General features: G+C 70.3%; 24 protein-coding genes and 1 pseudogene. 11 read left to right on the top strand and 14 right to left on the bottom strand.

All coding sequences use genetic code 11. From position 1 onward, the window contains the following. Nucleotides 1–31: 31 nt before the first annotated feature. The 5 genes from SSP08S_RS12850 (at nucleotide 32) to araD (ending at nucleotide 8,109) form a co-directional block, all read left to right on the top strand. Complete coding sequence (locus SSP08S_RS12850; RefSeq protein ID WP_019068005.1) at nucleotides 32–2,188, top strand: beta-galactosidase; 2,157 nt, start codon at nucleotides 32–34, stop codon at nucleotides 2,186–2,188. Nucleotides 2,189–2,211: 23 nt separating this feature from the next. Beyond that, nucleotides 2,212–4,017, top strand: coding sequence for an RICIN domain-containing protein (locus SSP08S_RS12845; protein WP_019068004.1), 1,806 nt, complete (start codon nucleotides 2,212–2,214; stop codon nucleotides 4,015–4,017). 85 nt (nucleotides 4,018–4,102) lie between these two features. Then, nucleotides 4,103–5,782 carry a ribulokinase gene (gene araB, locus SSP08S_RS12840; RefSeq protein WP_019068003.1) on the top strand — a complete coding sequence of 560 codons (1,680 nt, stop codon included), beginning with the start codon at nucleotides 4,103–4,105 and terminating at the stop codon, nucleotides 5,780–5,782. 46 nt (nucleotides 5,783–5,828) lie between these two features. Then, entirely contained in the window at nucleotides 5,829–7,346 is a 1,518-nt protein-coding gene (araA, locus tag SSP08S_RS12835) for an L-arabinose isomerase (RefSeq protein WP_019068002.1), read from the top strand. A gap of 37 nt (nucleotides 7,347–7,383) precedes the next feature. Continuing rightward, nucleotides 7,384–8,109, top strand: a complete 726-nt coding sequence (araD, locus tag SSP08S_RS12830) for an L-ribulose-5-phosphate 4-epimerase AraD (protein ID WP_019068001.1) — start codon at nucleotides 7,384–7,386, stop codon at nucleotides 8,107–8,109. Nucleotides 8,110–8,138: 29 nt separating this feature from the next. Here araD and SSP08S_RS59245 read toward each other — a convergent pair whose 3' ends face one another. Next, the gene (locus SSP08S_RS59245; protein WP_078532417.1) at nucleotides 8,139–8,507 is read right to left on the bottom strand and encodes a cupin domain-containing protein; all 369 of its coding nucleotides are present in this window, start codon (nucleotides 8,505–8,507) and stop codon (nucleotides 8,139–8,141) included. Between the two features lie 14 nt (nucleotides 8,508–8,521). Continuing rightward, a complete protein-coding gene (locus SSP08S_RS12825; protein ID WP_043259427.1) occupies nucleotides 8,522–9,241 on the bottom strand; it encodes a DUF6461 domain-containing protein in 720 nt (239 codons plus the stop codon). 197 nt (nucleotides 9,242–9,438) lie between these two features. Here SSP08S_RS12825 and SSP08S_RS12820 point away from each other — a divergent pair, with 197 nt between their 5' ends. Then, nucleotides 9,439–10,608, top strand: coding sequence for a serine/threonine-protein kinase (locus SSP08S_RS12820; RefSeq protein ID WP_019067999.1), 1,170 nt, complete (start codon nucleotides 9,439–9,441; stop codon nucleotides 10,606–10,608). Nucleotides 10,609–10,630: 22 nt separating this feature from the next. On the opposite strand, the gene SSP08S_RS12815 is transcribed toward SSP08S_RS12820, so the two are convergent. Then, nucleotides 10,631–11,263, bottom strand: coding sequence for a hypothetical protein (locus tag SSP08S_RS12815; protein WP_019067998.1), 633 nt, complete (start codon nucleotides 11,261–11,263; stop codon nucleotides 10,631–10,633). Nucleotides 11,264–11,381: 118 nt separating this feature from the next. Continuing rightward, nucleotides 11,382–12,284 carry a LysR family transcriptional regulator gene (locus SSP08S_RS12810; RefSeq protein ID WP_019067997.1) on the bottom strand — a complete coding sequence of 301 codons (903 nt, stop codon included), beginning with the start codon at nucleotides 12,282–12,284 and terminating at the stop codon, nucleotides 11,382–11,384. A 72-nt stretch (nucleotides 12,285–12,356) separates the two neighbouring features. Here SSP08S_RS12810 and SSP08S_RS63350 point away from each other — a divergent pair. Then, nucleotides 12,357–12,740, top strand: a pseudogene (locus SSP08S_RS63350) (RidA family protein); the annotation flags it as partial. Nucleotides 12,741–12,764: 24 nt separating this feature from the next. After that, nucleotides 12,765–13,127 carry an antibiotic biosynthesis monooxygenase family protein gene (locus SSP08S_RS63345; protein WP_439654574.1) on the top strand — a complete coding sequence of 121 codons (363 nt, stop codon included), beginning with the start codon at nucleotides 12,765–12,767 and terminating at the stop codon, nucleotides 13,125–13,127. A gap of 304 nt (nucleotides 13,128–13,431) precedes the next feature. On the opposite strand, the gene SSP08S_RS12800 is transcribed toward SSP08S_RS63345, so the two are convergent. Both SSP08S_RS12800 and SSP08S_RS12795 read right to left on the bottom strand, forming a co-directional pair. Next, nucleotides 13,432–13,659, bottom strand: coding sequence for a hypothetical protein (locus SSP08S_RS12800; protein WP_019067995.1), 228 nt, complete (start codon nucleotides 13,657–13,659; stop codon nucleotides 13,432–13,434). Between the two features lie 191 nt (nucleotides 13,660–13,850). Further along, nucleotides 13,851–14,660 carry an NAD(P)H-binding protein gene (locus SSP08S_RS12795; RefSeq protein ID WP_019067994.1) on the bottom strand — a complete coding sequence of 270 codons (810 nt, stop codon included), beginning with the start codon at nucleotides 14,658–14,660 and terminating at the stop codon, nucleotides 13,851–13,853. An 87-nt stretch (nucleotides 14,661–14,747) separates the two neighbouring features. On the opposite strand from SSP08S_RS12795, the gene SSP08S_RS12790 reads away from it, so the two are divergent. Then, nucleotides 14,748–15,170, top strand: coding sequence for a winged helix-turn-helix transcriptional regulator (locus SSP08S_RS12790; protein WP_019067993.1), 423 nt, complete (start codon nucleotides 14,748–14,750; stop codon nucleotides 15,168–15,170). A gap of 306 nt (nucleotides 15,171–15,476) precedes the next feature. Here SSP08S_RS12790 and SSP08S_RS12785 read toward each other — a convergent pair whose 3' ends face one another. Together SSP08S_RS12785 and SSP08S_RS12780 are read right to left on the bottom strand one after the other, a co-directional pair. Beyond that, nucleotides 15,477–15,863: a winged helix-turn-helix transcriptional regulator gene (locus SSP08S_RS12785; RefSeq protein WP_019067992.1), complete on the bottom strand. Its 387-nt coding sequence runs from the start codon at nucleotides 15,861–15,863 to the stop codon at nucleotides 15,477–15,479. A 284-nt stretch (nucleotides 15,864–16,147) separates the two neighbouring features. Continuing rightward, nucleotides 16,148–16,345: a hypothetical protein gene (locus tag SSP08S_RS12780; protein WP_019067991.1), complete on the bottom strand. Its 198-nt coding sequence runs from the start codon at nucleotides 16,343–16,345 to the stop codon at nucleotides 16,148–16,150. Between SSP08S_RS12780 and SSP08S_RS12775 the strand changes: the two genes are divergently transcribed. Continuing rightward, entirely contained in the window at nucleotides 16,326–16,586 is a 261-nt protein-coding gene (locus SSP08S_RS12775) for a hypothetical protein (RefSeq protein ID WP_245607872.1), read from the top strand. The genes SSP08S_RS12780 and SSP08S_RS12775 overlap by 20 nt on opposite strands. 225 nt (nucleotides 16,587–16,811) lie before the next feature. Here the strand turns inward: SSP08S_RS12775 and SSP08S_RS12770 are convergent, their stop codons facing one another. Together SSP08S_RS12770 and SSP08S_RS12765 are read right to left on the bottom strand one after the other, a co-directional pair. Further along, nucleotides 16,812–17,477 (bottom strand): nitroreductase, encoded by a 666-nt coding sequence (locus SSP08S_RS12770; RefSeq protein WP_019067989.1) that lies wholly within the window; start codon nucleotides 17,475–17,477, stop codon nucleotides 16,812–16,814. 258 nt (nucleotides 17,478–17,735) lie between these two features. Beyond that, nucleotides 17,736–18,908: an AI-2E family transporter gene (locus SSP08S_RS12765; RefSeq protein ID WP_245607871.1), complete on the bottom strand. Its 1,173-nt coding sequence runs from the start codon at nucleotides 18,906–18,908 to the stop codon at nucleotides 17,736–17,738. 169 nt (nucleotides 18,909–19,077) lie between these two features. Between SSP08S_RS12765 and SSP08S_RS12760 the strand changes: the two genes are divergently transcribed. Further along, on the top strand, nucleotides 19,078–19,566 hold the full coding sequence (locus SSP08S_RS12760) for a flavin reductase family protein (RefSeq protein WP_019067987.1): 489 nt from the start codon (nucleotides 19,078–19,080) through the stop codon (nucleotides 19,564–19,566). Between the two features lie 18 nt (nucleotides 19,567–19,584). On the opposite strand, the gene SSP08S_RS12755 is transcribed toward SSP08S_RS12760, so the two are convergent. The 4 genes from SSP08S_RS12755 to SSP08S_RS12740 are packed head-to-tail and all read right to left on the bottom strand — an operon-like array spanning nucleotide 19,585 to nucleotide 26,679. Further along, nucleotides 19,585–20,598 (bottom strand): SDR family oxidoreductase, encoded by a 1,014-nt coding sequence (locus SSP08S_RS12755; RefSeq protein ID WP_019067986.1) that lies wholly within the window; start codon nucleotides 20,596–20,598, stop codon nucleotides 19,585–19,587. A gap of 53 nt (nucleotides 20,599–20,651) precedes the next feature. Further along, nucleotides 20,652–21,779 carry an enolase C-terminal domain-like protein gene (locus tag SSP08S_RS12750; protein ID WP_019067985.1) on the bottom strand — a complete coding sequence of 376 codons (1,128 nt, stop codon included), beginning with the start codon at nucleotides 21,777–21,779 and terminating at the stop codon, nucleotides 20,652–20,654. Next, on the bottom strand, nucleotides 21,779–23,590 hold the full coding sequence (locus tag SSP08S_RS12745; RefSeq protein WP_019067984.1) for a thiamine pyrophosphate-requiring protein: 1,812 nt from the start codon (nucleotides 23,588–23,590) through the stop codon (nucleotides 21,779–21,781). The genes SSP08S_RS12750 and SSP08S_RS12745 overlap by 1 nt, the downstream gene beginning before the upstream one ends. Nucleotides 23,591–23,601: 11 nt before the next feature. Then, nucleotides 23,602–26,679, bottom strand: coding sequence for an FAD-binding and (Fe-S)-binding domain-containing protein (locus tag SSP08S_RS12740; protein ID WP_019067983.1), 3,078 nt, complete (start codon nucleotides 26,677–26,679; stop codon nucleotides 23,602–23,604). Nucleotides 26,680–26,789: the final 110 nt, after the last annotated feature.

Genomic DNA, 26,789 nt, shown 5'->3' with positions numbered 1-26,789 from the left:
CCACTTCCCGTTTCCCCGGAGGTTTCCCCCCATGGCGGCTCTGCCTGCCCGTGTCCTGTTCGGTGCCGCGTACTACCACGAGTACACACCTGCCTACGGCTCCACAGCGCGGCCCGACGAACAGCTCAAGACCGACCTGGACCTCATGGCCGAGGCGCACTTCACCGTGATCCGGGTCGGCGAGTCCGTCTGGTCGACGTGGGAACCGGAGAACGGCCGGTTCGAACTCGACTGGCTGCAACCGGTGTTGGACGGCGCCCACGAGCGCGGCATCTCCGTGATCATCGGCACCCCGACCTACGCCGCGCCGCAGTGGCTGGTCCGCCTGTACCCGGAGATCACCGCCGAGTACGCCACCGGGCGGCGGCTCGGCTGGGGTGCCCGCCAGGAGATCGACTTCACCCACCCCGCGTTCCGTTTCCACGCGGAGCGGCTCATCCGCGCGATGGTCGCCCGGTACGCCGACCACCCGGCGGTCATCGGCTGGCAGGTGGACAACGAGCCGGGCCTGCACCTCCTCCACAACAACGGCGTCTTCCAGCGCTTCGTGGACCATCTGCGAGAGAAGTACGGCGACGTCGAGACCCTCAACCGCGAGTGGGGACTGGTCTATTGGTCCCACCGCCTGTCCACCTGGGCCGACCTGTGGACCCCGGACGGCAACGAACAGCCCCAATACGACGTCGCCTGGCGGGAGTTCCAGGCCCGCCAGGTCACCGAGTTCATCGGCTGGCAGGCCGACCTCGTCCGCGAGTACGCGCGGCCCGGCCAGTTCGTCACCACCTGCATCTCGTACACCCGCCAGGGAGTCGAGGACGACGAGCTGTCGGACCGCCTCGACATCGCCTCCGGCAACCCGTACTACGACATGCAGGACGGCCTCCTCCTGCCCGACCCCACCCCCGACGACCACGAACAGCAGTGGAAGACCACCGGGGTCTGGTCGATGTACCAGACGGCCGACTGGATGTTCTCCTCGCGCCAGGAGCCGTTCCTCGTCACCGAGACCAACGCCCAGAGCATCGGTTTCCCCTGGGACAACCGGCCCGGTTACGACGGCCAGTGGCGCCAGGCCGCCTGGGCGCATGTCGCGCGCGGGGCACGGATGATCGAGTACTGGCAGTGGCAGACGCTGCGCTTCGGCGCGGAGACCTACTGGGGCGGAGTCCTCCCGCACAGCGGGCAGCCGGGCCGTACGTATGCCGAAATCGCCCGTCTGGGCGCGGAGTTCAGCGCCGCGGGCGCACTCGTCGCCGGTCTCGAACCGGACGCGGACATCACGATGGTCTACTCGATGCCGAGCAAGTGGCTGATGCAGAAGTACCCGCCGCTCGCCAACGCCGACGGTGAACCGGACGCCGCCGCCTACCACCGCTTCTTCGACCCCTTCTACCGGGGCGCCTTCGACGCGGGCCGCCAGGTGCGCATCGTGCACGCCCGCCAACTGCACGATCCGCGCGGCGAACGGGACGGCATGACACCGGAGGAGGCCGTTCGACGCCACCCCGTGCTCGTCGCCCCGGCCCTGTATGTCGTCGACGACTCCACGCTCGACTGGCTGGAGGCGTACGCCCACGCCGGCGGCCACCTGGTCCTCGGCCCGCGCACCGGCTACGCCGACCACGAGGCACGGGCCCGCCAGGAGCCCGCGCCCGGACGGCTCGTCGCGGCGGCGGGCGTCCAGTACGACGAGTTCGGCAACCTCACGCCGGACGTGCCGGTCCGCGCGGTGCCCGGCGGCCCCTTCGAGGTGCCCGCCAACGCCCGTGCCACGCGGTGGATCGAGGGCCTCACGGCCGTCGACGCCGAGGTCCTCGCCGCGTACGAGCACCCGCACTACGGCCGCTGGCCTGCGGTGACCACCCGCAGCCACGGCGCGGGCCGGATCACCTGCGTCGGCACGGCGCCGGACCGTGACCTCGCCCGGGCACTGGCCGAGTGGCTGTCCCCGGCCGCGGCCAGCGGCTGGCAGCGCCTCCCCGCGACCGTCACCGCGACCACCGGCACCTCCCCCGACGGCCGCCGTGTCCACATCGTCCACAACTGGAGCTGGGAGCCCACGAGCGTCCCCGCCCCGACGGACCTCACCGACGCCCTGACCGGCGACGCGGTCGTCGCCGGCTCGGCCCTGAACCTCGGCGCCTGGGACGTACGCGTCCTCGTCGCCGCGACAGCCAATCGATCGTGATCCAACTCCCCTGAGGAGGGGCCATGCAGAGAAGACGGCTTGGACGAGCCCTCGGAACCTTTGCCGCTACATCCGCGATCCTCGCCATCCCCCTGGTCAGTGCGCAGGCGTACAACCCGACGGGCGGGACTCTCTACCAACTCGGCGGCGACGCCTGCCTGAAGGGGCGCGGCAACTGCGCGATCTACCCGAAGTCGGCGCAGCTGCCGAGCGGCCGGCTCGTCGCGTCCTTCGAGAAGTCGACGGTCGTGCCGGCGTCGGGCAGCGCCGACGGGCAGACCCTCCCGGTCTACAAGAGCGACGACGAGGGCACGAGCTGGCAGCCGCTGTCGGAGGTCAAGGCTCCGGCGTATCTCTCCAAGGACCCCCGGTACGCGAAGTACACCAGCAACTGGACCAACCCCTATCTCTACGTCCTTCCGCAGAAGGTCGGCAGCCTGAAGAAGGGCACGCTGCTCCTGGCGAGTGTCGTGTCGGGCGACGACTACTACTACAAGGAGCACAAGGCGGCCGACCCCAACTGGACGCCGAACAACGACGGGGACCGCAAGGACCTGGCGATCGCCCTGTATTCGAGCGGTGACGAGGGCCAGACCTGGAAGGTCGTCAACGTCATCGCCACCGGTGGGTGGCAGGGCGGCAGCGCGGGCGCCATCGGCCAGAACGTCGCGACCGCCAACACGGACAAGCAGGTCGACCCCCTGTGGGAGCCGTACCTGATGGTCTACAAGGGCAAGCTCGTCTGCTACTACTCCGACGAGAACGACTACACGGGCTTCGACCCGGTCACCGGTGTCGCGAGGCTCGACCCGGCCAATGACACCGCCGCCGACTCGCACGGCCAGGTCCTCGTGCACAAGACCTGGGACGGCGGCGACTCGAAGTGGAGCGACCCGGTCGTCGACATCTCCGGTTCCACCCAGGACATGGGTGGCGGCAAGACGGAGATCGGCGGCGGACGGCCGGGCATGACCAATGTCGTCCCCACGACGGACGGCCGCTGGATGCTGACGTTCGAGTACTGGGGCGGCGGGGCCAACACCCGGTACGCGATCGCCGACGACCCGCTGAAGTTCTTCCGCGGCACCCAGACCGGCATGTCCGTCGGCTCACTGCCCGTCGTCGCGGGTTCCCGCCCGCTCCCGGGCGGCGGCAGCCCGGTGATCGTCCGGCTCCCCGACGGACGCCTGGTCTACAACGCGGCGGGCAGCGGCGACGTCTGGGTCAACAGGAGCGGGCGCAGCGACGGAGTGTGGACCGAGTACCAGACGACCTCGCCGGCCGGCTACAGCCGCAATCTCCAGTACGTCGACGGCACCGGCCGCGTAGCGATCCTCAACAACCAGGGCACGTCCACGATCGCCTACGCCGAGGTCGACCTCGGGCACTCGGACGGCGCCTACTACAAGCTGGTGAACCGCAAGACCGGCCAGGTGATCGGCACCGGCAACAGGACCAACGACGCCAACCTCGGCAACGGGAACGTGCCCGACGTGGTCCTGGAGGACGCCGGCGCGGCGGCCGACCCGGACACCGAGTACTGGCACGTGGTGACCGAACCGCAGGGCGGTACGACCCTGCTCAACAAGTCGGGCGGCAGGGCGGCCGCCATCTGGACGGGCAACGCCACGGCCGGCCAGAAGATCGGCCAGTGGGTCGACAACAGCTCCACCGGCAGCTGGAACCTCGTCAAGAACAGCGACGGGTTCTACACACTGCAGTCCGTGAAGAACACGAGCCTGTACCTGACCGGCGCGACGGCCGGAGCGCAACTCACCCTGCAGACCGCGCTGACGGACGGCTCGCAGGACTGGAAGCTCGTCCAGTAGGCCCCGCCCGAGACCGGGCCTGGTCTCCGTCGGCCAGGCCCGCCAGGGCACACCGAATCACCGATCAGCAGAAGGACGGCCGGTTGTGAACGCACCGCACGAGGACCACGCGAACCTCGACACCTACGTCATCGGAGTCGACTACGGCACGCTGTCGGGGCGGGCTGTGGTGGTCCGGGTCGCCGACGGCGCCGAACTGGCCGTCGCCGAGCACCCGTACACCCACGCCGTCCTCGACCGGCAGCTCCCCGACGGCACCCCGCTGCCGCCCGACTGGGCGCTCCAGGTCCCCGCCGACTACATCGACGTCCTGCGCATCGCGGTACCCGAAGCACTGGCCCGCTCCGGCGTACGCCCTGACCAAGTCGTCGGCATCGGCACGGACTTCACCGCCTGTACGGTCCTGCCGGTCCTCGCCGACGGCACGCCTCTGTGCGAACTGCCGGAGTTCGCGGGCCGCCCGCACGCCTACGTCAAGCTCTGGCGCCACCACGCGGCGCAGGCCCAGGCGGACCGCATCACCGCACTGGCCGACGCGCGCAAGGAACCCTGGCTCAAGCGGTACGGCGGGAAGATCTCCTCGGAGTGGGAGTTCGCCAAGGCCCTCCAGCTGCTCGAAGAGGACCCGGAACTCTACGAGTTGACCGAGCGCTGGATCGAGGCCGCCGACTGGATCGTGTGGCGGCTGTCCGGCTCCTATGTCCGCAACGCGTGCACCGCCGGGTACAAGGGCCAGCTCCAGGACGGGAGTTACCCCTCCAGCGACTATCTGGCCGCGCTCAACCCCGACTTCTCCGGCTTCGTCATCGACAAGCTGGACCAGCCGATCGGTCAACTCGGCGACCGCGCCGGTGGGTTGACGGCCGAGGCGGCGGCCTGGACGGGCCTGCCCGAGGGCATCGCCGTGTGCGTCGGAAACGTCGACGCCCATGTGACCGCCCCCGCCGCCACCGCCGTCGAACCCGGCCGGATGGTCGCCATCATGGGCACCTCCACCTGCCATGTCATGAGCAGCGACCAGTGGGCCGAAGTGCCGGGCATGTGCGGGGTTGTTGAGGGCGGCATCCTGCCGGGACTGTGGGGCTACGAGGCCGGGCAGAGCGGCGTCGGGGACATCTTCGGCTGGTTCGTGCGCACCGGCTTCCCGGCCTCGTACGCCGAGGAGGCCGCCGCACTCGGCCGCGATCCGCACGAGCACCTCACCGCGCTGGCGGCCGAACAGCGAGTGGGCCAGCACGGGTTGATCGCGCTGGACTGGCACAGCGGCAACCGCAGCGTGCTCGTCGACCACGACCTCAGCGGTGTCGTGGTGGGCCTGACCCTGTCCACCCGGCCCGAGGACGTCTACCGGGCGCTGCTGGAGGCCACCGCCTTCGGCACCCGCACCATCATCGAGGCGTTCGAGACCTCGGGCGTGCCGGTCCGTGAACTGATCGTCGCGGGCGGCCTGATGAAGAACCCGCTGCTGATGCAGATCTACGCCGACGTCACCCGTCTGCCCCTCGGTGTCATCGACTCGGCGCAGGGTCCCGCGCTCGGTGCGGCGATGCACGCGGCGGTCGCGGCCGGCGCGCACGCGGACATCCGGGCCGCCGCCCACGCCATGGCCAAGGCCCGGCCCGCCGTCTATCAGCCCGACCCCGAGCGGGCCGCCGCCTACGACCGGCTGTACGCCGAATACCGGCTGCTGCACGACTACTTCGGCCGTGGCGCCAACGAGGTCATGCACCGCCTGCGCCGTCTCCGCACCGAGGCCTCCGCCTGAGCGCCACGCCCCGCCCGGCGGTCAACTCCCTTTGAAAGGAACTCTCATGGACACCACAGCCTCCCCCTACCCGGACCAGGAGATCTGGTTTCTCACCGGCAGCCAGGGCCTGTACGGCGACGACATCCTGCACCAGGTCGCCGAGCAGTCCCGCAGCATCGCCGAGATCCTCGGTGGCCCCGGGAAGATCCCGGTCCGCATCGTGTGGAAGCCGGTCCTCACCGACGCCGACGCGATCCGCCGGCTGTGCCAGGAGGCCAGCTCCTCCGACACCTGCGTGGGCGTGATCGTGTGGATGCACACCTTCTCGCCGGCCAAGATGTGGATCGCCGGACTCAGCGCCCTGGACCGGCCGTTGCTGCATCTGCACACCCAGTACAACCTGTCGCTGCCCTGGCCCAGCATCGACATGGACTTCATGAACCTCAACCAAGCCGCCCACGGCGACCGGGAGTTCGGGCACATCGAGTCCCGTCTCGGCATCGACCGCAAGGTCGTCGCCGGTCACGCCACCGACCCCAGAGTCGTCCACCGCGTCGCGGCCTGGGCACGGGCCGCCGTGGGCCGCCACGCCTCGCGCACCCTGCGGCTGGCCCGCTTCGGCGACAACATGCGGGACGTCGCCGTGACCGAGGGCGACAAGGTGGAGGCCCAACTGCGGTTCGGCTACTCGGTGAACACCTACGCGGTCAACGACCTGGTCGCCGTCGTCGATCAAGTAGAGGACAAGGAGGCCGCCCAACTCGCCGCCGACTACGTCGAGTTGTACGACGTCGTCCCGGCCCTGCGCCCCGGCGGCATCCGCCACGACTCCCTCGTGTACGCGGCCCGCCAGGAGATCGGTCTGCGCACCTTTCTCACCGAGGGCGGCTTCACCGCCTTCACCACCAACTTCGAAGACCTGGGCGGGCTGCGCCAGTTGCCCGGTCTCGCGGTCCAGCGCCTGATGGCGGACGGCTACGGCTTCGGCGGCGAGGGCGACTGGAAGACCTCCGCGCTGCTGCGCACGATGAAGGTCATGGGCACCGGCAAGCCGGGCGGCACCTCCTTCATGGAGGACTACACCTACCACCTCGGCCCCGGCACCCCGCGCATCCTCGGCGCCCACATGCTGGAGGTCTGCCCCTCGATCGCCGCCGACCGCCCGAGCTGCGAGATCCACCCGCTGTCCATCGGCGGCCGCGAGGACCCGGTCCGGCTCGTCTTCAACGCGGCCCCGGGCCCCGCCGTCGTCGTCGGCCTCTCCGATCTCGGCGACCGTTTCCGGCTGACCGCCAACACGGTCGACGTCGTCACCCCCAGCGAGCCCCTGCACCGGCTGGCGGTGGCCCGGGCCGTGTGGAAGCCGCGCCCCTCCCTCGCCGAGTCCGCCGAGAGCTGGTTGCTCGCCGGTGCCCCGCACCACACGGTGCTGAGCTCGGCCGTCGACACCGAGACCCTGACCGACTACGCGGCGATGACGGGCGTGGAGCTGCTGACCATCGACGAGACGACCAGCACCGGGCAGTTCACCAAGGAGATCCGCTGGAACGCCGCGTATCACCGGCTCGCCCAGGCCCTCTGACCCCCATGTTCCTGATCCATCTTCGAGGAGACGACCGATGACCGCACGAGTCCGTGACGGCCTGCGGCAAGAGGTACTGGACGCGAATCTGACCATCCCCCAGGTCGGTCTTGCGACGCTGACCTGGGGCAATGTGAGCGGCGTCGACCGCGAGGCGGGCGTGTTCGTCATCAAGCCCTCGGGCGTCCCCTACGAGGACCTCGCCCTCGACCACCTGGTGACCGTCCGGCTGTCCGACGGCAAGGTCGTCGCCGGGGACCTGCGCCCTTCCACCGACACCGAGACCCACCGCTGCCTCTACCTCGCCTTCCCCTCCATCGGCGGGGTCACCCACACCCACTCCACCCACGCGGTGGCCTTCGCCCAGGCCCGCCGTGACATCCCGGTCCTGGGCACCACCCACGCCGACACCTTCAACGGGCCCGTCCCCTGCACCCCTGACCTCACCGCCGACCAGTGCGCGAAGGACTACGAGTACAACACCGGGCGCGTGATCGTCGACCTGCTGGCCAGCGACGATCGCAGGGCGGCCGAGGTCCCGGCCGCCCTCGTCGCCAACCACGGTCCCTTCACCTGGGGCGCCACCGCCCGCAAGTCCCTGGAACACGCCATCATCTGCGAGGCCGTGGCCGAGATGGCCATCCAGACCCTGGCGCTCTCCCCCACCGCCCCGCCTCCCCCGCATCTCCTGGCCCGCCACTACACCCGCAAACACGGCCCCGACGCCTACTACGGAAATCCGACCCCGGAGCCCGCCGCCTGACGGGCCCGGACGCCGGCCATTCCTCTTCGCTATTCCCGTGCCACCGCATAACCGGATACGGACGGCCACCGAACAGTGACCAAAACGGATTCCTCTTCAGCGAACCAGGAATGGTCGACTCCGGGACCCCACACGACATAATCCCCCTGCTTCTCCAGAAGAACACTGCGCTCCGGGAATTCCACCCGGAACCGGCCGCTGACGAGCACCAGGAGCGCGGTCCGCTCATCACCTCTCACCCATTCCAGCCGTTCGTCGCCCTGTGGATGAATTCCCCACTTGACCTCTACGGCGTCGGTGTGGCGAGGATCGTCGGCGGCCTTGAAATGCCCGAGGAGCCAACCGCTGTCCAGCGGCGCATCCTTGCCCGCATTCCCCACATATATGTTTCCGCTCATGAATCCAGACCTTATCAGCCATCATTTTCGATATGCGCATAGGTCCGCACGCCGTACGCATCCGTGATGTCGACGGTGATGCTCGTCCACTCCTCGGCGGGCTCCTCGGGTACTTCGGCCGTCCGGTATTCGGCCAGTGCCAGCAGTTCCGCGGTCACCCGGACTCCGGTGAGGCGCTCGGCCAGTGCGAACACCGCGGCTTTGCGATCGACACGGGACGCTTCCTCGTCCGTGAGGCCCAGACCCACCTCGCAGATCAGGTTGTTGAGCTCGTCCGGGGTGCTGCCGCTTCTGACCGGGGGCCATTCGAACCCGGTGCGCAACTCCCCGTTCTCGTACCAGTGGAAGAAGTGCATCGGCTTCCCGCCATTGCTCGAATGGGAGACGGCACGGGTCCCGGCGGAGAGGCTTTCCATGAATCCGGGCGGCCATGAATCCCCACCGAGGGCCAGGGCGAGGGTCCAGTCGCCTTCCTCGCCCTGGACCACGCACGCTCCCGCGAGAACGTAGGGGCCGTCCCCGTCATCCGGTTCTTCGAGGAGCTCCTGATGTCCCTCGATCAGTTCGTCGAGCCCTTCGCACACGCCCGTCGGCTCGGCTCCCGCCAGGGCGAGCAGTTCCGCGGGGGCGACTCCCCGCACCAGAGTCAGGATGTACCCGCTCTCCAGCGCATAGCGGAACGGTGATGTCGAGGAGCTTGTCCAGCCGTAGTCGGCCGCGGTGGCTGTGGTCATGGAGTGCATGCTGCCAGCCGCCACTGACACCCGGCCCGGCCCGATCGGTCCGACCGCCGATCCCCGATCGTGGGCGAACACCCCCGACCCGCCAGTAGGGTAGGGAAGCTGCGGACTCCCCACCAACACCCGTTCCTGCAAAGGGACATGGGCCGCAGCGGTCGAGTCGGTCTCACTGCGTGAGGATGAAACAACAGGTGCTGATAGCGGGCCGGTACCGGCTGCACGTCGCCATCGGACGCGGCGCGATGGGCGAGGTCTGGCAGGCGTACGACGAGGTGGGCGGCAGACCCGTGGCCGTCAAACTCCTGCACGCCCAGAACTCCGAACCCACCGCCGCCGCCCGCTTCCGTCTGGAGGCGCAGACGGCGGGCCGGCTCAGCCACCCCCATGTGGTCGGCGTCCTCGACTTCGGCGAGCAGGAGGGCCGGCTGTTCCTGGTGATGGAACTGGTCCAGGGCGACAGCCTCTCCCATGTGCTCGCCCAGGCGGGATCCCTGCCGGCCGAGCAGGTGGCCCGCATCGCCGCCCACTCGGCCGCCGGGATGGCCGCCGCCCACGAACAGGGCATCGTGCACCGGGACATCAAGCCCGGCAACCTGCTCCTCGACGCCGACGGGTCCGTGAAGATCGCCGACTTCGGGATCGCGCAGTTCATGAACGACCCCGGTGGCGCTCTCACCGCGACCGGCCAGATCGTCGGGACGAGCCTGTACATCGCCCCCGAGCGTGCCCTCGGCCAGCCCGCAGGGCCGCCGTCCGACGTCTACTCGCTCGGCTGTGTGCTCTACCAACTCCTCGTCGGACAGCCGCCGTTCCGCGCGAGCAGCGCCATCGCCGTCCTCCATCACCACCTCGACACGCCCCCCGTGCCACCACGGGAGCTGGGCGTCGGGCTGCCGCCCGCCTTCGAGAACTACCTGCTCGGGCTGCTCGCCAAGCGGCCCGAGGACCGCCCCACGGCGGGTCAGGCGGCCAACTGGTTCGCCACCGGCGCCTGGAAAGGACATCCCGAGCCCCTCCCCGCAGCCGCACCGCCTCCCCGGCCGGCGCCACGTGCGACGCCCCGGGAGACGGTCGGCGAGCCCAGGACGAACACGGCTGCCGGTTCGGTGACCACGTACGCCTTCCCGACCTCCACCGGCAACACCGCTCCGGCCCACCGGACGCGGCGCCGGCCGCGCGAGGGGGTCCGCGCCACCTCCGGACGCCGGTCGCAGACTTCGCGGACCTCGCGGATGGTGGTCACGGTCGCCGCCGTGCTGATCTTCCTTGGTGCGCTGTTGGTCGGCGTGGCGCTGTTCTCCCCCGACCACAGCTCGGCGGATACTCCGCCGACGAACCCGTCAAGCGCCACCAGCCCCTGACGCGCCGACCGGCCCGTACGCGTCAGCGCGCGGGCCGGTTGTCCTGTTCGAGCACTCCCGGCTCCTCGATGCAGTCGAGCAGGAACGGCACCAATCCCCATTCCAGCAGGGCGAGTTCCCACTCCTCCTGTATCCAGCCGCCCTCGGCCGCTCCCTCTTCGGACGGGACTTCATCCGCGCCCGGGCGGTCGTGGGCCGGTGCCTTCCACGACCAGACGAGGTCGCCCACGATCGCCCCCACGGCCACGGCACCGACGATCAGTCCTGCCGTCATCACGCCGTCGCCGACGTAGGGCCGCCCGACAAAGGCCCGCAGCGTGAACCCGAGTGCCAGCAACGCGACCGCGACGACGGCCACGAAGGCGAGCGCGGCCATCAGCCAGCCACCGCCCCGCTTGCCGGCCGCGGCCGGGGCGCCGGTGTCCCCACGGGCGTCCTGCCGGCCGCCGGCCTCCACGTACTCGCGGTACTCGGCCGCGGCCGCCTCGGCGATCGCGGCGCGCTCCCGGAGCGCGCGCGTCCGCAGGCACTCGCGGTCGAGCTTCCCGCAGGACCGGCCCAGCGCCTCCCTGACCCGCCCGGAATCCAGCGCCCGGCACAGGAGCCGTTCGAAAGCCGGGCCGGCGTCCGGCCCGGATTGCTCTGGATCCCGCATGGGTCTCCCCCGATGAATGAATGCCCGCGGCAGCGGGAGCCGACCGCGCACGCGTGAGCGGTCAGGGGAGGCGAGTGTAGTGGCTCCGGCTTACGGGACCGTGAGAGGGACGTTCGACCTACGGCGGCGGATCTTGTCCGACGGTCGCCAGCAGACGTGCGACCAGGGGATTGCGGTCGTTCTTGCGCCAGGCGACGGCCACTCGGGTGCGGGCGGTGCCGGGTTCGATCCGGCGGAAGGCGACGCCTTTGAGGCGGATGCGTCGGATGCTCGCCGGAGCCACGGAGACTCCCAGACCGGTCTCCACGAGGGCGCAGACGGTCTGCCACTCCACCGCGTGCTGGACTATCCGCGGTGCGAACCCCGCCGCGGTGCACAGGCCGATGATCTGGTCGTGCAGGGTCGGGCCGACCGCGCGGGGCAGCAGCACGAAGGGCGAGTCCGCCAACTGCGCGAGCCGGACGGTCCGTTGGCCGGCCAGCGGATGGGTGGACGGCAGCACGGCGACGAAAGGCTCGGTGAGCACCGTGGCGAAGCCGAGCTCTGTCTCGTCGGTGGGAGGTTCCCGCAGCAGACCGATGTCGATGGTCCCCTCGTGCAGGGCGGCGAGCTGTGGAGCGGTGGTCATCTCGTGGATGTCCAGGTCCACGCCGGGGAACCGGTCACGGAAGGCGCGCAGCAGGCCGGGCAGGACCGTCAGCGCGAGGGAGGCGGCGAAGCCGATCCGCAGCCGGCCGGCCCGGCCGCTGCCGACGGCCCGGGCCGCGGCCAGGCCGTCCGCGAGGTCGGTGAGCGCCCGCCGGGCGGCGGGCAGCAGTTCGTTGCCGGCCGGGGTCAGGGCGACATGCCCCGGGGCGCGGGTGAACAGCTCGTGGCCGACCTTGTCCTCCAGGCGGCGGATCTGCTGGCTCAGCGGCGGCTGGGCGATGCCCAGGCGGGCGGCCGCGTGGCCGAAGTGGAGTTCCTCCGCGAGCACGACGAAGGCGTGCAGCTGCGGCAGGGGAAGTTCGGGGCGTTCCATACGCGCAGAGATATCAGACCATGCAACTGGCCGTATTAGACGTATCGGTGACGGCCGCTTAGCGTTCGGCGCATGACAGAGCGACGCGCGATCCTCGGCGGCTCGGCCTTCGAGGAGCGGATCGGCTACGCCCGTGCCGTGGTCGACGGCGACCGGGTGCATGTGTCCGGGACGACCGGGTTCGACTACGCCACCATGACGATCTCCGACGACGTCGTGGAGCAGGCCGAGCAGTGCCTCCGCAACATCGGGGCCGCACTGGCCGAGGCGGAATGCACCTTCGCGGACGTGGTGCGCGTGCGCTACCTGCTGCCCGACCGCGAGGACTTCGAACCCTGCCGGCCGGTCCTGCGCCGCTGCTTCGGCGACGTGCGGCCCGCCGCCACGATGCTCGTGTGCGGTCTCTCCGACCCACGGATGAAGATCGAGATAGAGGTGGAGGCGCGGCGACCCGCCCCGCCTCTCCCGGCAGCGACCGTCCTGCCCGTCACGCCCGTCGAGGCCCATGAACCCCCTTACTACGCGGCCGTGTTCACCACGGTGCGCACCCAGGACCAGAGCGACTACGGCGAGACCAGCGCGCACTTGGAGGAGTCGGTGAAGAGCGTCCCCGGCTACCTGGGGATGGACCACGCCCAGACTCCTGGCGGGCTGGGCATCACCGTCAGCTACTTCCGTGACGCCGACGCGCTCAAGGAGTGGCGGACCGACGTCGAGCATCGCGCGGCACAGAATCGCGGGCGGGCCCAGTGGTATCAGGCCTACACGCTGCACGTGGCGAAGGTGGAACGAAGCCGCGGGTTCGTGCGCGCGGATGCCCCGCAGGGCCCGGCAGCGGGCTGACCGACCGCCCTCATCCCCAGTCCGTCGGGATCCATTGGACGTCATCAGTGGATTCACGGGCCGGAGAAACCCCTCGAAGATACGGGTCGGCCAGGCCCAGCAACCGATCACGGCATCGCCCGCCACCACACTCACCGCCGCAGTAGCGGCAGCGAGGTCCATCGGGATCGGACAGACCGACCGGATGCCGGTCGATGCCACGGACGATGCTTCGACCAGGGCAACCGGACCCGGCCGGGCGAACAGGAGGCTGGGGCGGCGCTGCTGCTCCGGGACCTCGCGCAGAAGAGCAAGGAGGCTGTTGTCACACGGTGTTCCTGAAGCGGTGCCGTGACCGCCACATGCGGACCCGGCAGCGGGAGAACTGGTCGCCGAGACGCTCGACTACGGCGGCGGCCGGCAGGTCACGGTCTACGTCCCGCCCGGTGCGTCCGGGGCGGTCGTGTTCGCCGGTGACGGACAAGGGGTCGCACGCTGGGGCGAGTTTCTCGATGCGGCGGGCCTGCCGCCCACGGTGATCGTCGGCGTACACGGGCCCGCGGACGAGACGCTGCGGCTCAAGGAGTACTCGCCGGTCTTCGACGCGGAACGGTTCGCGGCCGATGAGCGGTTCTTAGTGGAGGACCTACGCCGCTGGGTGCGATCGCGGTTCGCGATCGCCGGGAGGACCGTGTGGTTGCGGGTGCGGGTGCGGGTGCGGGTGGCCTGCCGTTGTGCGGCTTCCTACCGTTTCATGGCAGCCGCGGTTGCGACGGCCGCAGCCAGGGGGTCGCGAACGGGGTGGCCGAGGAAGTCGGCGAGGTCGGGGCCGGTGCCGGCCAGGAAGCCGTGCCGGATACCGGTCGCGATCGAGGTGAGCATGGGCGGTTGGAACGGCAGCAGTTCCGGCATCTCTTCGAGCAGTCTGCGCCGGTACTCGCCGATGCCGATGGTGCGGTGCGGGACTCCGAGCCGGTCGGCCACCTGAGCTGCCGTGATGGGCGTGCCGGTCAGATCGTAGGTGTGCCCGGTGTGCCGTGTCGGATCCGCCGCGACGGTCGCCGCGGCCTCGGCGAGGTCCGCGCGGGCGACCGCGGCCAGGGCGCCGTCGCCGAACGCGGACTCCACCGCGTCCCCGGCCCACATCATCAGGCCGCCGAAGAGTTCGGCGTAGAGACCGTTGCGCAGGATCGTCCACGGCAGACCGCAGGCGCGCACGAGCCGTTCGGTCGCGCGGTGCGCCAGTGCGAAACCGAGATGGTCACCGGCTCCCGTCAGGCTCGTGTAGACGACATGCCGGACGCCGTCTCGGGCTGCTGCGTCCAGGACGGCCGCGTGCCGCCCGATGACCTGGTCGTCCTCGGCGTAGCCGGCGGAGATCAGCACCAGGGTCGACACACCGGCAAGATCCATGCCCGCGTGGTCGTCGAAATCGAGCCGCCGCAACCCGTCGCCCGGGGTTCGGCTGCCGCCCGTGGCGTTCACACCGCGTGTGCGCAGCTCCGCGAGAGTGGCCGAGCCGAGGTTCCCGTTCGCTCCGGTCACCAAGATCATGTCAGTCACGGTCTTCCGTAGTGGTTCTCTTCGGTAACTACGCTTGATCCTGATCCGCCCGCACACCGGCCACAAGGAGGCACTTCGATGTCACCCACGCACACCGAGGTAACCCCGGCACCCGCCGACCTCGACCCCTGCGGGCAGGAGGATCACCCGGACTGCGGGATCCGCGACGTCCTGGACCGCATCGGGGACAGGTGGTCGGTACTCGTGATCGTCGAACTCGCCGGCGGGCCACGCCGATTCCGCGCACTGCAGCGCGCGATCGACGGCATCTCCCAGCGCATGCTCACCCTCACCGTGCGCAGGCTGGAACGCGACGGACTCGTCCTGCGCACCGTGTACCCGACCGTCCCTGCCCAGGTCGACTATCGCCTGACCGAGACCGGCGCCGGCCTGACCCACCTGGTCAAAGCGCTCGCCGACTGGTCTCTCGCCCACCGCGCCGTCATCGCCGAGGCACGGCACGAGTACGACCGGGCCCACCCCGACCACGACATCCGATAGCGAGGACCGCCGCCGCACGCCGGACGGGTCGCCGTGAAGGCGAGCAGGACGTGGGCGAGCATGTCGTGAACCCCGTCAACTCCCGCCTCTCGCAAAAGAGTTGAGACGTACTGATGGAAGGCACGGCCGGTGTCGGAGGCGTGGCGGCGGTCGTGGAGCACCTGACACCCTCGCCCGGCAGACAGCCGCCGCAGCAGCAGCCGAGCATGAGATCGCACACCGCGCGCTGGACTGGTGCCCCGGCGAACCCGTCTGCCGTGCGCCGAGCGACTCCTGGACATTGCGGCCGCCCTCGGACGTGCGGCTTCACCGATCGGTCGGCCGACTCGACTCCGGAAGATGAGTCCTCTCCCATTCTGCGAGTTCTGTGAGTGCGGGCTCCAACGCCGCACCCGCTCGCGTCAGTTGGTAGGACACCCGCAGGGGCGGCCCCTTGTCCACTTCGCGGACGACGAGTTCTGTGGCGGCAAGCTCGGCCAGCCGGTTGGAAAGCATGCGCTCGCTGATTCCGGGTATCGCCCGGCGCAGGTCGGCGAAGTAGGCCGGTCCCATGATCAGGACCGACATGATGGGGCCGGTCCAGCGCTTTCCGAGGAGCAGGAAGACGCGTGTGATGCCCTCGTCGACCTGTGTACGGCTCTGCGCGTCATGACGGGCTGCGCTCTCGCGGGCCCGGTGCGTCGGCGGATTCATACGGCGGGTGCCGTGCGGAGGGACCGATGGGTGAGGTATCGGCGGCGGCCTTCGCCCAGACAGCCGTCCCAACTGGCCTGTGCGACAAGGCGGTTCCACATGCGCAATGCCTCCGCACCCGGAGTACGCAGCACCCGGACGGCGGAACGTGGCCCGCTCGGGAACGGCCGTGGCCACGGTGTGATCTCGCGGTCGCCCGCACAGGTCATGGCGTCTCCTCGACGGGCACATGCTGGGACGGCTTAGGGGGGGGCGGTGCTCCTGGCAGGACGAACAGTCGTGGGTCAGCCTCTGAAGATTCGCTCGGACTGGTCGCGGTGGTTCATGTGCAGGTCCCAGTGGAGGAGCGCGAGTTGGTCAGCCGTGGCCCGTGGCTGTCCGTAGAAGGTGGGGGTGCCGATCGTCGCGTCGATGCCGATGTGGGCGGCCTGGATGCCGGTGTCGGTCAGCTCCTTGTGCAGGTTGATCGCCCAACTGCGCAAGGACTTCGACCCTCCGGACCTGGTGCTGCTGCACATGGCCAACCTCGGCGTCGTCAACGCCTGCGGCGACGCGGCTCCCGACGCCTGGCGACGTGTCGTAGCCCTGATGATCCAGTCCTTCGAGGCCCCGGCCCGGGCTCCCCTTCCCGCCTCGCCCGCACACGACGACCTCTACAGGGCCATGCTCCGCGCCCTGCCCGCAGGCGACACCGTCACGCGGAAGCCCGCCCCGAACCGCTGACCTTCCCGACCCCTCCGCCGACCAAGGGAGGTCGACAGGCCCGTCACGGGCTCACGGCCTCACGGGTGGAGTCGGCCGGCAAGCATCGCATCCCGGCGATGATCCACGTCGTACGAGCGCCAACCCCGCCTTCCACACCACGGGCGCGCACTACCTCAACGCCGTAGACATCGGCCCGACCGGGTCGATCGGCCCCGACCGGGAACGCATGACGCGGTCAGCGGGTCATGCTCCGATGAAGGACACGGTTTCTGTCATGTCCGCGCGACCGGTACGCAGCGCCGGCACGCCTTCCTTCTCGAATCCCACGGAGACACCGCAGAACAGCACGAGTCCGTTGTCAGCTCCGACTATTTGACCGACGGTCTCGCGGTACATCGTCCACATCACCTGCGGGCAGCTGTGCAGCCCTTCCGCCCTCAGCAACAGCATGACCGTCTGCAGGTACATCCCCGCGTCCCCCCACTGTCCGGGGCCCATCGTCCGGTCGAGGTAGCAGAACAGGACGACCGGCGCCCCGAACGCCTCCGAGTTCAGGGTGGCGATCTTCGTGGGCCGGGCGGGGTCGTCGCGCTCGATGCCCAACGCCGCGTACCGCTGGGCGGCCGCCGCGGCGAAACGGTCCAGATAGCGTGAGGCCAGTTCGGCCGGGTACATCGGATACTCCCGCTCATCGCCCGGGTCTCCCGCCCGCGCCCTGGCCGTCGCGCGTCTCTTCAGCTCGGCCAAGGGCTCGCCGGTCACGACATACACACGCCACGGCTGGAGGTTCCCGCTCGACGGAGCCCGCGTCGCCGCTGCCAGCACGCGTTCGAGTACCTCTCTGGCTACCGGCGCGTCGCTGAACGCCCGCACGGCCCTGCGACTGTCCACGGCTTCATACACATCCACGTCTTCTCGTCCTCTCACTCCAAGGCAGGCAGCGAAAACACGAGGATGATCATCGCACCCGGCGAGCAGCCCGGGCGGAGCTTGGGCGCTGCCGTGACTCCCCCGCACGGGCTGTCGGATCTCAACGACAAAGCCGGACCGAGGAGCCCGCGAGGTACACGCTGGAGCAGTTCGCGGCGGGCGAGGGCTTCACCCGTCACCGCGGTTCCTCGCCGGCCTGGGCCGCGACGTCCCCCCGACCACAATTTCGGCGCCGCGTCATTTGCGCTCCCTTTTGGGAAACACGTACTCGTCGAGAATCAGGCCGACAGCGACCGCCGCCGGGATGGCGACGAGGGCGCCGATGATGCCGAGGAGCGCCCCGCCGACGAGTACCGCCAGGACCGTGACCAGCGGGTGGACGTCGACGGCGAACTTCATGGCCCTGGGCACGATGAGGTAGTCCTCGGCGACCCGGAAGACGACGTAGAAGACCGCGGTCGCGATCGCGATGGGCAGGGACACCGAGAGGGCGACGAGGCTGACGACGATCCCGGCGAGCGTGGAGCCGACGATCGGGATCAGGTCCATCAGGGCGGTGAAGACGCCCAGCGCGGCGGCGTACGGCACACCGGTGGCCGCGCACCAGCCGAAGGTCGCCACGCCCGCGATCCCCGAGGTGACGAGGTTGCCGAGCATGAACCTGCCCGTCCGGTCCATGATCTCCTCGGCCACGCCCGCGACGCGCTCACGGCGGCTGGCCGCCACGAAACGCAGGCCGAACTGCTTGATCGTCGGCAGGGCGGCCATGCAGTACAGGGTCACCGTGATCACGATCACCGTGGACGTGACCGTACTCAGCACCATCTGCCCGGCACCGAGGACACCGCCCGCCAGCCCGGACGCTCCGCTTCCCGAACCGATCTGCTCCTTGGCCTTCTCAACCAGGTGGAAGCGGTCCTCCAGGCGGCCGATCGTGGACTGGTGGTTGTGGAGCTGCTCCAGCCACCCGGGCACCGCGTCGACCAGTGCGCCGATCTCCTTGGCCACCGGCGGAATCACCAGGGCCAGGAATCCGCCGAGTACGACGACGAACCCCGTCAGGACGATCGTGACGGCCCAGCCGCGCCGCAGACCCCGGCGCGTGAACCACAGGACCAGCGGTTCCAGGCTGACCGCGATGAACACGGCCAGCAGGAGCAGGGTCAGCATCGAACTGACCCGCAGGACGGTCTGCACGGCGAGCCAGGCCAGGCTCGCGCCCAGGCCCAGCGCGAATCCCACCGTCACCCATGACCGTCTGCGCCCGCCGCGTGACTCCATGGGCGGGGGCTGCTGCGGCGCATGCCGAGACTCCTCTACGGCGTCCGGCGGGCCGGGATCCGCGCCGTTCGCGCCGGCCTCTCCCACCGCGTCGTGGTGTTCCCGGGCGGGCTCGGACTGGGGGGACATCGCGGTGGCTCTCCTCGGCGGTCTCACTGTCTCGAATGGGCGGGGGTGTCCCGGGTACCCAGGCATTCGGCTCGTACCGCGACCGGCCGGCGCGTCGTGGGCCGACCGGGGCGCGGAAGCGTTGAACGCTTGGCCGACATCCGATCTCTTGTGACGGGAGCCGAACACCGTGACCGATCTCGATCCCTTCACCGACCTGCTCGACCACCCGATGTACGTCGTGACCGCCGAGGCCGACGGGGAGCGAGCCGGCTGCCTGGTCGGCTTCGCCTCGCAGTGCTCTATCCGGCCCGCCCGCTTCATGGTCTGGCTGTCCAGGGCCAACCGGACCTACCGGGTCGCCGAACGCGCCGAACGACTCGCGGTCCATCTCCTCCGTCGCGACCAGGACCGGCTGGCCCGGCTCTTCGGCGGGGAGACCGGCGATCGTACGGACAAGTTCACCGCCGTCCCGTGGCACCGGGGACCGGGCGGATCAGTGATCCTCGACGAGGCCCCTGCCTGGTTCGTGGGCCGCGTCGAGAACCGGATCGACGGCGGCGACCACGTCGGATTCCTGCTCGCGCCGGAGACGACGGAGAATCTCGCGGTCGGCCGCATCCCTCTGCTGACCCTGCACGACGCCCACGGCATCGCCCCCGGCCACCCGGTGAACTGAGCGGCCTCCCTGTCCGAGCTAGCGCGGTCGCCTGCGCCGGATGACCGCTCCGACACCCGCCGCTGCCGCTCCCGTCACGGCGGCCAGCACGAGGCCGGGGTGTCGTGCGAGTGCCGCCTCGGCCGAGTGGGAGTGGGACGTCTCGTCGAAGGTGCCGTGTGCGCCGTAGTCGTGTTCCGGGGCTTCGTCCGCAGGGTGCCACAGGTTGGTCGGGCGGGTGCCGGAACCGCCCGCGTCGGTCTGCTGGGACGCATAGCCCGTGCGCGCGAGGTAGCGGTCCAGCAGGGCGGGCGCCAGTTTGTTGGCGAGGACGGTCGCGGCGGTGGACGCGCCGACGTAGTACTGCTTGCGGTGCGGGTGGTCCGCCGCGTTGACCACGGCCCGGGCCGCGACCTCGGGCTGGTAGATGGGCGGCACGGGCTGGGGATGCTTCGGCAGCCGGGACAACACCCAGGAGAACTGCGGGGTGTTGACCGCCGGCATCTGCACCACGGTGACGCTCACCCGGCTGTGCTGATGCATGAGTTCGGTGCGCACACTCGACGTGAAGCCGTTGACGGCGTGCTTGGCACCGCAGTAGGCGGACTGCAAAGGGATGGACCGGTCGCCGAGGGCCGAGCCGACCTGCACGATCACGCCGGCGTCCCGGGGGATCATCCGCTGGAGCGCGGCCCGGGTGCCGTGCACAAATCCCAGGTAGCTGACCTCGGTGACCCGCTTGTACTCGGCGGGCTCGATCTCCATGAACGGCGCGAACACCGACGTGAAGGCGTTGTTGACCCAGATGTCGATCGGCCCGAAGGCTTCCTCGGCGGCCACGGCCGCGGCCTCGACCTGTTCGGGGTCGGCCATGTCCGTGGGCACGGCGAGGGCACGGCCGCCCCTTTCCTCGACGTCGGCGACCGTGGCGTCGAGGCCCGCCTTGCCGCGCGCGAGGAGGACGACGTTCGCGCCCCGCTCGGCGAAGAGCCGCGCGGTGGCCCGGCCGATGCCTGCGCTGGCCCCGGTGATGACGACGGTCTGCTGGTTCATGCTCGTCCTTTTCGTCTCTGAGGGAGTCGTGTGTCCCGCAAGCCGAGGCCGGGTCACCCGGTCCGGTACTTCTCCGCCCGCTCGGCGCGGAAGGTCAGGCCGTGGCCGGGTGCGCCTTGGGCACCCGGGTGGATGCTGCCGCCCTGGGGGTCGAGGGTGCCGTCGAAGAAGAGGTCCTCGATGCGCGTGTGGTCGTGGAACCACTCCAGATGGCGCAGGTTGGGAATCGCGGCCGCCGCGTGCGCGTGGACGTGCGGGGCGCAGTGGCCGGAGAGTTCGAGTCCCGCCGCATCCGCGAGGGCCGCCGCGCGCAGCCAGACGGTGATGCCGCCGCAGCGGGTGGCGTCGGCCTGGAGGCAGTCCACGGCTCCGGCGCCGAGCAGGTGCCCGAAGTAGGCGAGGGTGTAGCCGTACTCCCCCGCGGTCACGTCGGGTGCGACGGCTGCCCTGATGTCCGCCAGGCCGGCCGGGTCGTCGGAGGAGACGGGCTCCTCGAACCAGGTCACGCCGTGCTCGTCGAGGTGGCGGGCCATCCGGATCGCCTGTTTCCGGCCGTACGCGCCATTGGCGTCGACGTAGAACTCCGTCGTGTCGCCGATGCCCCGTCGAGCCTGTGCGATCCGCTCGCGGTCCCGCCGCTCGGCCCGGCCCCAGGACTCCCCGATCTTGATCTTCACTCGGGGGATGCCCAACTCCTTGGTCCAGTGGCGCAGTTGACGGTCCAGCTGGTGCTCGTCGTACGTCGTGAAGCCGCCGCTGCCGTACACGGGGACGTCGGTACGGCTCGCGCCGAGCAGTCGTATCAGCGGCAGGTCGAGGAGGCGGGCCTTCAGGTCCCATAAGGCGATGTCCACGGCCGAGACGGCTCCGGCGATCAGGCCGGGCCGGCCGGCGTTGCGGACGGCCCGGCTCATCGCCTCGTTGGCGGCAGGCACGTCCCAGACACTCAAGCCCCTTACGACGTCGGCGAGTTGGTGTTCGACGACGTGGGCGGTCCCGGCGGCGCCGTACGTGTACCCGAGTCCCGTGGCGCCGCCCCCGTGCACCTGGACCACGATCATGGTGGTCGAGTCCCAGGTCAGTGTTCCGTCGCCCTCCGGCGCGTCGGTGGGGACGGTGTACGCGGCGGTCGAGACCCGGTCCACGAGCGGCTCGCCGCCCCCGGCGGTGTGCGGGGCCATCACTCCCCCGTTTTGTCCTGGCGCTGTTTGCCGCCGGGGAGCATGTCCTGGACCTTCGCCTTCAGGCCCTGGCGGATCATGCCGGCCCGGTCGCTGTCGCCCTTGAGGACGGCGGAGGCGGCGGCCTCGATCTGTTCGAGCGTGGCGTGCGGCGGGATCGGCGGTACGGCGGGGTCGGTGCGGAAGTCGATGACGAACGGCCGGTCGGCGGCGAGCGCCCGCTGCCAGGCGTCCTCCACGTCGCCGGGCTTCTCGACCCGTACCCCGTCGAGGCCGATCGAGCGGGCGAAGTCGGCGTACGGCACGTCCGGGAGGGCCTGGGAGGGCAGGAACTGCGGGGCACCTGCCATGGCCCGCATCTCCCAAGTGACCTGATTCAGGTCCTGGTTGTTGAGGACGGCGACGATCAGCCGCGGATCCTCCCACTCGGGCCAGTACTTGGCGGCGGTGATGAGTTCGGCCATGCCGTTCATCTGCATCGCCCCGTCCCCGACGAGCGCCAGCGCGGGACGGTCGGGGTGGGCGAACTTGGCGCCGATGACGTACGGCACGCCGGGTCCCATGGTGGCGAGGGTGCCGGACAGGGAGCCGCGCATGGTGCCGCGCATGCGCAGATGGCGTGCGTACCAGTTGGCGGCGGAGCCGGAGTCGGCGGCCAGGATGATGTCGTCGGGCAGGAGGGCGTCGAGGGTGTGCACGACGTACTCGGGGTTGATCGGGTCCGCGTCCACGGCGGCCCGCCGCTCCATGACGTCCCACCAACGGGCCGTGGCCATCTCGGTCTTCTTGCGCCACGAGCCGTGCTTCTTCGGTTTCAGCTGCGGCAGCAGGGCCCTGAGTGTCTCCTTCGCGTCCCCGACGAGGTTGACCTCGAAGGGGTAGCGCAGCCCGATCATGAACGGGTCGATGTCGATCTGGACGGCCCGGGTCTGCCCGAACTCCGGCAGGAACTGGGTGTACGGGAAGCTGGAGCCGATCACGAGCAGGGTGTCGCAGTCGCGCATCATCTCGTAGGAGGCGCGGGTGCCGAGCAGGCCGATCGAACCGGTGACGTAGGGGAGATCGTCCGGCAGCGCGTCCTTGCCCAGCAGTGCCTTGGCGACCCCGGCGCTGAGTACCTCGGCGATCTCCTCCACCTCGGCGCGGGCGCCGCGCGCGCCCTGCCCGATCAGGATCGCGACCTTCTCGCCCTCGTCCAACACCTCGACGGCGCGCGCGAGTTCCGAGGCGGGCGGGACCGGCGCGGAGTGTGTGAGGCCGAGGCTGGACGGCACCATCTTGAAGGCGTGGGTGGGCTCCGAGTAGGTCAACTCCTGTACGTCGGCGGGGATGACGACCGCCGTCACGGTGCGCTTGGCGTACGCGGTGCGGATGGCGCGGTCGATGACGTTGGGGAGTTGCTCGGGGACGGTCACCACCTCGCAGTACTCGGAGGCCACGTCCTTGTAGAGGCTCAGCAGGTCGACCTCCTGCTGGTAACTGCCGCCCATGGCACTGCGGTTGGTCTGCCCGACGATGGCGACGACCGGGACGTGGTCGAGCTTGGCGTCGTAGAGACCGTTGAGGAGATGGATCGCCCCGGGGCCCGAAGTCGCCGCGCAGACACCGACCTTGCCGGAGAACTTGGCGTAGCCGACGGCCTCGAACGCGGACATCTCCTCGTGCCGCGACTGCACGAACTTCGGCTTGTTGTCGGAGCGGCCCCAGGCGGCGAGGAGGCCGTTGATGCCGTCGCCGGCGTAGGCGAAGACATGGTCGACGTCCCATTCGCGGAGCCGCTGGAGAACGTAGTCGGACACCTTGATGGACACGGGGGTTCCTTTCATCGCGCTGATTGCCGGTTGCGCAGCCGGTAGGTTCCGGCCGCTGCCACCGCGAGGGCGGAGACCGCGGCGCCCGCTGCCAGCAGACGGCCGTCCCGGGCGGAGCCCTCGGGCCGGTCGGCGAGCTTCTCGGGGTGATCGGCGGGGAGGTGTTGTCCGTCGAGGGCGAGCGCCAGGGCCTCGGCCAGGTGCAGGGCGCGCCGGCCGGTGTCGCCCTGTTCGATCTGCGTACGGCAGCTGAAGCCGTCGGCGAGGACGAGTGCGCCGGGGGCGGTCTCCCGTACGGCGGGCAGTACCCCTTGCTCCGCCACGGTCATGGACAGGTCGTAGTGGCCTTGCTCGAAGCCGAAGTTGCCGGCGAGTCCGCAGCAACCGACGTCCAGGACACGGGCGTCGATCCCGGCGCGGCGCATCAGTTCGCGGTCGGCGTCGTCCTTCGTCACCGCGTGCTGATGGCAGTGGGTCTGCACGGTCGCCGACCTGGTGAGGGACGAGGGCTGCCAGTCTTCCGGTGCGTGGTTGAGGAGTTGCTCGGCGAAGGTCCTGAACTGCCCTGCCAGGCGCCGCACATCCTGGTCGTCGGGCAGCAACTCGGGGGCGTCGGCGCGGAAGACGGCCGTACAGGACGGTTCGAGGCCGATGACCGGGGTGCCCGCCTCAAGCCAAGGCCGCAGTACGTCGAGGGTATGGCTCAACACGCGCTTGGCGGTGGTGAGTTGGCCGGTGGAGATCCAGGTGAGGCCGCAGCACACGGACCGGGTGGGGACGGCGACGTTGAATCCGGCGTCCTCCAGGACCCGTACCGCCGACTTGGCGACGCCCGGGTGGAAATAGGTGCTGAACGTGTCCGGCCAGAGCAGGACGGTGCGCGGGTCGGCCGGGTCGGGTTCCGCGCTCCCCCGCCCCTGCCACCACTGGACGAAGGACTCCTCGGCGAAGACGGGCGCGTCGCGCTCCGCCGCCACCCCGGCGACGCGCTTGCCGAGGCGGGCGATGCCCGGGGCGCCGAGCGCGGCGTTGACGAGCCGGGGGGCCAACCGCGAGAGGCGCGCCCACACCGGCAGCCAGCCCATGGAGTAGTGCGCCGCCGGCCGCAGGCGTCCCTCGTAGTGGTGGGAGAGGAACTCGGCCTTGTAGGTCGCCATGTCGACCCCGACCGGGCAGTCGGACTTGCAGCCCTTGCAGGCCAGGCAGAGGTCCAGTGCGTCGCGGACCTCGGTGGAGCGCCAGCCGTCGGTGATCGCGGAGTCCGCGTGTCCGTCGAGCATCTCGAACAGCAGCCTGGCCCGCCCGCGCGTGGAGTGCTCCTCCTCGCCGGTCGCCCGGTAGGACGGGCACATCACTCCGCCTTCGTGGGTACGGCAGTTGCCGATGCCCACGCAGCGCAGCACCGCGCGGTCGAAGGAGTGGTCGTCGTCCGGGTAACTGAAGTGCGTGTCATGGCTGTTGGGGCGCCAGAGGGGTCCCAGGCGCAGGTTCTCGTCGACGCGGTGGGGGTCGACGACCTTGCCGGGGTTCATCCGGTTGTCCGGGTCGAACAGGGCTTTCACCTGCCCGAAGGCGGCCACGACCTCCTTCCCGAACATGCGCGGCAGCAGCTCGCCGCGCGCCTGCCCGTCGCCGTGCTCGCCGGAGAGCGAACCGCCGTAGGAGGCCACCAGATCGGCGGCCCGGAAGAGGAACTCCCGGAAGTTCGCGACCCCTTCGGCGGTGGTGAGTTCGAAGGGGATGCGCGTGTGGACACAGCCCTGCCCGAAGTGGCCGTACAGGGAGGGGTGGTCGTAGCCGAACGCGGCGAACAGCTTCTTCAGGTCGCGCAGATAGTCGCCGAGCACCTCGGGCGCCACGGCCGAGTCCTCCCAGCCCTCCCATGTCTCGCGGCCGTCGGGAGGCCGTGCGGTGACGCCGAGGCCGGCCTCGCGGGCCTTGAGCATCTTGCGTTCGCGCGCCGGGTCGTCGGAGAACGCGACCGTCGGATCGTCCTCGTCGCGTCCGAGCGCCCGGATCAACTCCCGTCCCTGCTCGTCGACTTCACTCTGGCTGTCTCCGGTGAACTGGACCAGGAGCCAGCTCTCGCCCTCCGGCAGCTCGCTCAACGAGTCGAGATAGGCGCCTTCTTCGCGCATCAGCTGGGCCATCCGCCCGTCGAGCGCCTCCAGTTGGGTCGGGCGGCTGTGCTTCAGCAGCCGGGGCACGTCGTCGGCGGCCGCGCAGATGTCGTCGTAGCCGAGGACGAGGAGGGCTTCGTACGGCGGCACCGGCACGAGGTCGAGTTCGGCGCGCAGGACGGTGACGAGGGTGCCCTCGCTGCCGACGAGCGCGCGGGCGAGGTCGAAGCCGTTCTCGGGGAGCAGCGAGTCCAGGTTGTATCCGGAGACGCGGCGCGGGATGCGCGGGAATCCGCGGCGTACGTCCGCCCTGGTGCGGTCGATGATCTGCCGGAGCCCCTGGTGGATCTCGGCGCGCCGGCCGCCGGCCGCGACGATCGCCTCGTACTCCTCGTCCGAGGTGGGGCCGACCCAGCAGCGGAGGCCGTCGTAGGTCAGGATCTCCAGGCGCCGGACGTTGTCCACGGTCTTTCCGTACGCCTGGGCGGAGCCGCCGCACGAGTTGTTGCCGATCATGCCGCCGAGCGAGCAGTGGCTGTGGGTGGACGGCTTGGGGCCGAACTGGAGGTGGTGGTCGGCGAGTTGGCGGTTGAGTTCGTCGAGCACGATGCCCGGTTCGACGACACAGGTGTGTTGGTCGGCGTCGACCGACACGAGCCGGTGGCAGTACTTCGTCCAGTCGACGACCACGGCGGTGTTGGTGCACTGGCCGCCCAGGCTGGTCCCGCCGCCTCGGGAGAGCACGGGTGCCCCGAATTCGGCGCAGACCGCGACCGCGTCGGCGCCGGCCTCGATCGTGCGCGGGACCACGACACCGATCGGGACCTGCCGGTAGTTCGAGCCGTCCGTGGCGTAGGCGCCCCGGCTGCCCGCGTCGAACCGGACTTCGCCGTCGACGCGCTCGCGGAGCAGCTTCGCCAGGGCACGAACGTCCAGGGCACTCGCCCCTTCGCGCGCCTCGATCACCATCGGCTCCCCTCTACGAGCGTCCTGATATGGCGGGCCGCTCGGCCGCGTTGGACGGGTTCCCGGTGATCGAGGCGGCTAACGCCCCAACCGATTCTCGAACGCTTGCGCTA

This window comes from Streptomyces hokutonensis (assembly GCF_000376565.1).
In the GTDB taxonomy this organism is placed as follows: Bacteria; Actinomycetota; Actinomycetes; order Streptomycetales; family Streptomycetaceae; genus Streptomyces; species Streptomyces hokutonensis.
Note: the sequence above shows the minus strand (reverse complement) of the source record. Positions and strands in the feature narration are given on the sequence as shown.

What these genes read in the sequence shown, in the direction of transcription:
- SSP08S_RS12850 (WP_019068005.1), top strand. Translation starts at nt 32, where the DNA reads ATGGCGGCTCTGCCTGCCCGTGTCCTGTTCGGTGCCGCGTACTACCAC.
- SSP08S_RS12845 (WP_019068004.1), top strand. Translation starts at nt 2,212, where the DNA reads ATGCAGAGAAGACGGCTTGGACGAGCCCTCGGAACCTTTGCCGCTACA.
- araA (WP_019068002.1), top strand. Translation starts at nt 5,829, where the DNA reads ATGGACACCACAGCCTCCCCCTACCCGGACCAGGAGATCTGGTTTCTC.
- araD (WP_019068001.1), top strand. Translation starts at nt 7,384, where the DNA reads ATGACCGCACGAGTCCGTGACGGCCTGCGGCAAGAGGTACTGGACGCG.
- SSP08S_RS59245 (WP_078532417.1), bottom strand. Translation starts at nt 8,507, where the DNA reads ATGAGCGGAAACATATATGTGGGGAATGCGGGCAAGGATGCGCCGCTG.
- SSP08S_RS12825 (WP_043259427.1), bottom strand. Translation starts at nt 9,241, where the DNA reads ATGACCACAGCCACCGCGGCCGACTACGGCTGGACAAGCTCCTCGACA.
- SSP08S_RS12815 (WP_019067998.1), bottom strand. Translation starts at nt 11,263, where the DNA reads ATGCGGGATCCAGAGCAATCCGGGCCGGACGCCGGCCCGGCTTTCGAA.
- SSP08S_RS12810 (WP_019067997.1), bottom strand. Translation starts at nt 12,284, where the DNA reads ATGGAACGCCCCGAACTTCCCCTGCCGCAGCTGCACGCCTTCGTCGTG.
- SSP08S_RS12795 (WP_019067994.1), bottom strand. Translation starts at nt 14,660, where the DNA reads ATGATCTTGGTGACCGGAGCGAACGGGAACCTCGGCTCGGCCACTCTC.
- SSP08S_RS12790 (WP_019067993.1), top strand. Translation starts at nt 14,748, where the DNA reads ATGTCACCCACGCACACCGAGGTAACCCCGGCACCCGCCGACCTCGAC.
- SSP08S_RS12785 (WP_019067992.1), bottom strand. Translation starts at nt 15,863, where the DNA reads ATGAATCCGCCGACGCACCGGGCCCGCGAGAGCGCAGCCCGTCATGAC.
- SSP08S_RS12765 (WP_245607871.1), bottom strand. Translation starts at nt 18,908, where the DNA reads ATGTCCCCCCAGTCCGAGCCCGCCCGGGAACACCACGACGCGGTGGGA.
- SSP08S_RS12755 (WP_019067986.1), bottom strand. Translation starts at nt 20,598, where the DNA reads ATGAACCAGCAGACCGTCGTCATCACCGGGGCCAGCGCAGGCATCGGC.
- SSP08S_RS12750 (WP_019067985.1), bottom strand. Translation starts at nt 21,779, where the DNA reads ATGGCCCCGCACACCGCCGGGGGCGGCGAGCCGCTCGTGGACCGGGTC.
- SSP08S_RS12740 (WP_019067983.1), bottom strand. Translation starts at nt 26,679, where the DNA reads ATGGTGATCGAGGCGCGCGAAGGGGCGAGTGCCCTGGACGTTCGTGCC.